The organism is Acinetobacter sp. ANC 4779 (assembly GCF_004331055.1).
Classification (GTDB): domain Bacteria; phylum Pseudomonadota; class Gammaproteobacteria; order Pseudomonadales; family Moraxellaceae; genus Acinetobacter.
This window is the reverse complement of record NZ_SJNU01000022.1, coordinates 1-6,702: the sequence shown is the minus strand read 5'-3', so window position 1 is coordinate 6,702 and position 6,702 is coordinate 1. Positions and strand designations below refer to the sequence as shown.

Here is a 6,702-nt window from a genome sequence, read left to right as displayed (position 1 = left end):
ATTGCCGATGAACCTAATTCTAATTTGGCTTCGGAGCCACGAATCGGTCGTATCCGCACATAGCTTTGCTTTGCTATGCAGACAAGGACTAAAGGTCTAGCACCTCTCTCCACGCGCTCCCTGTCGCTATATGGCTATATCTCTGCGAGGGTTTCCCCAACATGCAGCTTAATAGTCCAATCTAGCTACTCCTAACGCTCCGCTTATGTGGAGTTCCCCTGTGGCGGTTTAGCCTTTCGACTATAGCTACAGTACGCCAGTGACACTTATTCCTACCACACGTACTGCATGCCGACCGTAAAACGGACACACAGAAGCGGGCAAAGCTCGTTTTGGGAACTTATTTGATGATTAAAAACACGTATTAACGAAGACTTATCATTTTAGGTCTTGAACTAAACACTTTTTATTGTGAAAATAGAGTTCAGGTACAAGCCTTAGGTGAAATCATAACGGTCGCCAAACCTTATGATCTTCGTTATTCGATGCTGATACATCAAATAACTGCGTACCGCTGAATATAAAGCGAAAGCCCATTGAGTTTCAATACTCAATGGGCTTTTTCTTTAATTTAGGGAGTTATTTCTTCAATATCCAAAAATTTGGTTCAAATTCTATGCTTAGCGCAGTATCTCGCCCACCAATCGACTAAATAAACTTTTCTTCGCTGGCTTATCTTTTTTATCGTTTAGCAGTGTTGTTACAGTGGTTTTTTCGGGCTGTCCGATCTGTAATGTTTGATCTGTTGAAACATGATCGTGACTTGTCACGGGTGTTTCTTGTTCTGTTTTTGGATGATGTTCTATTCTGAGCTTGTAATCATCAAAATCTTTTCTTAAATCATTTATCTGCTGCTTCAGAAAGACTTTGTCTTCTTCGGCTTTTCTAAGCTGTTCTTCAAGTAATTGAACCAATTTTAAATCAGTATCATTAGGCTTGTTACGAACAGCATTCGATACCGTTTTTTTCTTTTCGTTACCAAAGACACGGATCATGTCCTGTACCTGAATCATCTGTACCCCCTCATCATTTAATGAGGTGGTCAATTCACCTTTCTGAATCGCTCGATAAATCCGTGGTCTGGTCACGTTAAATTGTTTTGATGCTTCGACAATCGTCATTAAAGACATACTTATTATTCCAATATTTTTTTAGCAATAAACTGCATTCAGCAAAATGATATCATTTGTGCGCTTTGCACCTATCCTGCCCTAGACATAATAGCCTTAAATCCACAGTCCCTTAATCCAACATCCTCTGAGTAAATCACAAAAATGGTAGTATTTCGGCACTTTGTGCCTATCCTGCCCTAGATAAAACAGACCTCTTAAAACATGATTTGGGCTAAAATGGGCTAAATCCTGAAATGCTCACCGAGATTTGGGCTAAAAAGGGCTAAAAAGGGCTAAAAAGGGCTAAAAAGGGCTAAAAAGGGCTAAAAAGGGCTAAAAAGGGCTAAATCCTACCTAGAAATTATCGCATTAAACACAGCCTAGTATATTAAAATGTATGAATATGTATTAAATGCTAAAAGTAGGCAGTGTATGGGCATCAAAAATAAAATTACTGGCGTGATGGTTGATCTGATTGTTGAACGCAAACAAGACCGAACATTCAATTATACCTATCAAGATATTCAGAAAGAATTACTGGAAAAATTCGATACCAGTGTGTCGATCAACTCGATTCGCTTACGCTATTTAAAAGCCACGCAAAACGCTCCTATTCGCCCTGTCGCTGTGCAAACTAGCATAAAGCCTAAAATAGCTCCTGAAGCCGTAAAAAAGCCCTTGTCAAAACCATGTGCATTTGATGGCTTGAGAGCAAAAAAACTGACTGAAGAAGAAATTAATGCATTAAATGAAGAATTAAAGGGCTTTTAAGAGACCATATTTTGTTTGAGCCACTATTTCATGCTGCCAAGCTGAAATTGGCTCGAATAAAATGGGGTCATTTTTATCAATTTTTTCTTACTAACTAGTTGATTACATCAATGAAAAAACTAAAAGTTTATTACTATATAACTTCTATCGGAATTTCATTATTTATTACTGAAATGGGAAGTCGTATTCATGATTATTTAGTCCAAAAAATAGGTTACAACTGGGCTTTAATGATTTCAATAATGATAGTCATAAGCATATTATTTTTAGGTTACTTCTTGATAGAAAAAGTTAATGACATGTTTTTAGAACTAGAAAAAGAAGGATTTAAAAATGATTTTAGTAAAGTTGCATTCTATCTAATTTTACTCTTTATGAGCATCATCATCGTTTTAGCTATGTCATCTTTAATATATTGAGTTAAGTTCTTACGTTTAGTATTTATAAAATATATCGTGGAACATTGATCAAATAGTAAGCGTGGAACATGAATAATCCATAAAAAAGCCCAATCAGGTATGATTGGGCTTTTTTATGGATGCTAAAACTATGATTTATATGAAATAAATATTAGCATTTCGTATAACGTGCATTATGTTAATTTTAGAAAAACTTAAAAGACTGTATACAAAATTGGTGACTATTCAACTACTTCTACATTGCTTAGAACTTCTTTTATATGATCAATTAATTGATTGTTTAAAGCTTTTATATCTTTCAAGCTCAATTCTAGATTTTTTCGATTCTCATACACCCACTGATTAAAAGCTTCAGAGTACTCATAAAATTCGGGATGATCCTTTTTATATTTGAAATCTAAAGGTAAAACTAAGTAATCATTTTTATAAGCATCATGTTTGTATATATCTACCCAATCAAAACTTTTATTAATAGCTAATTTTCTATATTCATTCCAAGCAGGGAAAACTTTTCTACATCCAATAGAACTCAAAATAAATCCATTTTTTTCTTGAATTATTTTTTTAAATTTTTGATTTGAGATAGGTTGAATATCCTCCCTACTAAATTTAATCGTATTAAAACCAGAATTTTCATCTACCTCAGAATAATAAAAATTTTCTTTAGTTAAAAAACATTTTATAAAATAAAATACTTGTTCATCTTCCTTATTTTTAATACATCCATCTATACTTTGCAAATCAATCTGAGACATACCCGTATTGAATTTCAATGAAATTTCAGAAATTTCACCTGATTTTATTTTATCTATAAGATCTTTTAAAAGAATAATTTCATTATTTATAAGCACAGGAAATTTAAGTGCTTCATCCTTAAATTTAGCAGGATTTGTATCATATTCGTGATCTGAAAAAGACATTATGTAACTAAAAGCAGCATAAGGTTTTTCCGCTTCATCCAAACTATCAAAATTTTTCTCAATATATTTTTTTATAGCACGAGTCACTTTTTTATATGTTTCATTTTTTATTTCAGATTTTATTTTCTCCCTATTCTGGGTTAAAAAATAATCTGATGTTGCATGGTAAAAATCCATATCGAATCGGATACAACTATAATTTATGCTTAGATCGCTAAAACTTTGACCTCTAAAGAAAAAATTATTGGAATAGTGCATTCCAAAATCACCAAATTCCACATTATTAATAATTAATATTTCCTCTGAATCATACTCACCTTTTTCAGTAGTTCTGTTATTTATTGTCTTATTTGATTGTATTACTAAATTTTTAAAAAAATCAGCTATCTTTTGCTGAATATCAAAAATTTCTACATGTGATAAATCTGGTTTGGTAATATCAAAGTTAGAATAAATTTGGCTTAATTTATCATTATCATTAAATGTATATGATAACCTCTTTGGAATTTCTTCTATTTTTATTTCAATAATAAATTCAGTCCCATATATCATTTTTTTATCTGTTTTTTCTAACAATACATTATGTTTTTCTTTGTTAAAAGTTATCTTAACCTTTTGCTGATCAAGCATAGAATAAGTAATAAGTATAAATTCATTTGATAATAAAAACCCACTTTGCAAACCTATACCAAAAGCACCTGAAGGTTTAAACCATGTTGGCATTGCTGCTATTCTCTTTGCTTTTTCTTTATTTTTAGAAGAGCTACCTAGTTCTAACATGTATTTTAGGTCATTAAAACTAATACCTGTTCCGTGATCCCTCACTTTTAACACCCAAATTCCATTTTTCTCTTTATTAGGTTCAAAGCTTATATCAATAGAATATTTATCGTAAATTTTTAAAAGTTCGGGACTCGTTGGATTTAAATCTTTAATTGTATCTTTATGCTCTATCCAAAGACGGTGTAAAGTTGAATCAACCGCATTTTGTAAAATTTCACGAATCGCATCAAATTTAGAATTATAAAAACCAGTCCCTCGTACTAACCCTAAAAATGAATCTTTATTCACCTTTAGAGTAGGTTTTTTACCTTCATCAAGAATGATATATGGTTCATCCATTTTCACAATTGGTGTCATCAGGGTCGGTAGGCGCCCTAACTCTAGTGAAGGTACAATTTGATGCCAATGTTGAGTTTGTTTATGATATTCCTGTTGAAGCCAATCAAACCAACTATAAGCTTCTTCGTACGAATCAGGGGTAGGACAGACACATGTGATTTCGATGCGTTCAGCATCCATACGTAAGTTTTTAATCGCTTGATGTTTGTCATAATGTATTTTACTTAGTTTGGGTATATTATGCCCACACATTGCCATCATGACAGGGCAAAAGCGGTTGTCATCCACATCTAGTAAATCCCCCATACGTAGTAAGCAGGCTACATAACGAGGATGACAATCCTCCGATGCCATACCGGCTTCAGCTTGTGGAAGTTGCTTAATTATTTCTTCAAAACTATTTCCATGTGCTTCACAAATATCTGCAAGGATACTGAACAGGCGTTTAGGTAATAGTTCATTACGAGGAGAATTTAATCCAATTTCCTCTACAGGATTACGAATGATACGTGCTGAGTTTTTAGGATGCTTTTGTCTATACCATTCTGCCAATATTTGTAGGTAGTATTGAAAAAAATCATGCGCAGATGCTTGTTGTGGAAGAACGGCTTTATCTGCTAACCAGCTTTTAGCAAATTGATTCAGATAATGATCTGTATCATTACTTAATTCAGTCACAAAATCCTGAAATTCAGCTGTATTCATATCTTCAATTTGTTTTTGTGTAATAACCATACCAATGTCATGGTTATATGCAGATTCCAAAATAAGCCATGTATCTGTTGCAGTTAAATATTGAATCTTATCGCCAAGAATACGTTCAATATTGACAATAATCTGACGTGAATGAGATGCATCATGACGGCTATAATGTGGAAAGATGGAACTGACATTTTGTAATGCCTTAGAAATTAATTCTTGATCAAAACGCCACTGTGATTCTAATAATTTAAGATGAGGATGTAGATTACAAACTGCTTCAAAATGTTTTTCTAAACTATAAAATTCTTTATGTATAACAGATGACGTATGTAACATCGAAATTTACCCTACTAATTTGAAGCAATTTTAATTTTTCAAATGGCTCCCAAATCATTAATAAGAAGTTCATTTGAAAAAAAGGATTGGTGTTCTCAGTTGGACTGTCACACCAAACGTAGGATACTATTTCTTGTATAATAGTAATATCAATCAATTAAAAAGTTATTAAAAAATAAAATTATTTCCTAAAATATGATTTGGTTTATTTATAAGACTTATTGCCTCATGATTTAATATAAAATCTTCTTATTAGAGTCCGTAAAGCTACTAAAAATTAGTAAAAAATGGCTGAATCTCCGGACGCTGTTTTTGTGATTCCATCCAAAGTGAATGCTTAGATTGAATACGCATTAATAAGTCTGCACTGATTCCTAAAGCATCATGTAAACGTAATGCGACATCTGCGGTCACTGGTGCTTTTCCGTTAATAATGCGAGAAAGTAATGGACGTGTCACTTGGATACGTTCAGCAAGTTCCGTAATGGTAATCGCTTGTCCTTCTTCTTTTAAGCCATCTAACCATTCTGAAACTAACTCACCTGCATGAGCTGGATTATTCATCATCATATTCACCTCAATGGTAGTCCTGATAATCCACGATATACGCATTACCATCTTTAAAAATAAAAGTCATACGCCAATTAGCATTCACCGTAATTGCCCAATGATCTTTTAACTTCCCTTTCAAAGGATGAAGCTTCCATCCAGGGAAATTCATTTCATCAATGCTTTGAGCTTCATTCAAAGCAGTTAATTGTCTTTTTAACTTTGTTGAATGAACAGACCGAATACCTGCTGTAGAACTAGTCTTAAAAAATCGTTCCAGTCCCTTATGATTAAAATCTACAATCACAAAAAATTATCCTTTGTATAGTTTTAATATACAGCAACTCGTTCAGTAAAACTATACAGAAATATATAACCAAATAAAATCAAAAACATTAAAACAAATGCTCTCAACTTCTCTGCACGTTCCTCAAAGCGTCGCCTTCGGCTTTGGCTTTGGTGAACGCTTGAGAGAGTTTCGGCAATACTCACCCTAAGGGCGTGATTTTGAAAAAATCACTCTCCCCTAAGTATTGCCGATGAACCTAATTCTAATTTGGCTTCGGAGCCACGAATCGGTCGTATCCGCACATAGCTTTGCTTTGCTATGCAGACAAGGACTAAAGGTCTAGCACCTCTCTCCACGCGCTCCCTGTCGCTATATGGCTATATCTCTGCGAGGGTTTCCCCAACATGCAGCTTAATAGTCCAATCTAGCTACTCCTAACGCTCCGCTTATGTGGAGTTCCCCTGTGGCGGTTTTGCCTTTCG

Annotated in this window: 6 protein-coding genes; 2 read left to right on the top strand and 4 right to left on the bottom strand. The window is 33.7% G+C overall.

Features of this window, described 5'->3' with window-relative positions; genetic code table 11:
• Window positions 1-620: 620 nt before the first annotated feature.
• Window positions 621-1,130: a plasmid replication DNA-binding protein gene (locus E0H80_RS16475; protein WP_131367534.1), complete on the bottom strand. Its 510-nt coding sequence runs from the start codon at window positions 1,128-1,130 to the stop codon at window positions 621-623.
• A 414-nt stretch (window positions 1,131-1,544) separates the two neighbouring features.
• Here E0H80_RS16475 and E0H80_RS16470 point away from each other — a divergent pair, with 414 nt between their 5' ends.
• Together E0H80_RS16470 and E0H80_RS16465 are read left to right on the top strand one after the other, a co-directional pair.
• Window positions 1,545-1,883, top strand: coding sequence for a helix-turn-helix domain-containing protein (locus E0H80_RS16470; RefSeq protein ID WP_131367532.1), 339 nt, complete (start codon window positions 1,545-1,547; stop codon window positions 1,881-1,883).
• Between the two features lie 110 nt (window positions 1,884-1,993).
• Entirely contained in the window at window positions 1,994-2,302 is a 309-nt protein-coding gene (locus tag E0H80_RS16465) for a hypothetical protein (RefSeq protein WP_131367530.1), read from the top strand.
• Window positions 2,303-2,523: 221 nt separating this feature from the next.
• Here E0H80_RS16465 and E0H80_RS16460 read toward each other — a convergent pair whose 3' ends face one another.
• The 3 genes from E0H80_RS16460 to E0H80_RS16450 form a co-directional block, all read right to left on the bottom strand.
• A complete protein-coding gene (locus E0H80_RS16460) occupies window positions 2,524-5,382 on the bottom strand; it encodes an ATP-binding protein (protein ID WP_131367528.1) in 2,859 nt (952 codons plus the stop codon).
• A gap of 270 nt (window positions 5,383-5,652) precedes the next feature.
• Window positions 5,653-5,946 (bottom strand): HigA family addiction module antitoxin, encoded by a 294-nt coding sequence (locus E0H80_RS16455; protein WP_131367526.1) that lies wholly within the window; start codon window positions 5,944-5,946, stop codon window positions 5,653-5,655.
• 13 nt (window positions 5,947-5,959) lie between these two features.
• Window positions 5,960-6,238 carry a type II toxin-antitoxin system RelE/ParE family toxin gene (locus tag E0H80_RS16450; protein WP_131367524.1) on the bottom strand — a complete coding sequence of 93 codons (279 nt, stop codon included), beginning with the start codon at window positions 6,236-6,238 and terminating at the stop codon, window positions 5,960-5,962.
• Window positions 6,239-6,702 lie beyond the last annotated feature (464 nt).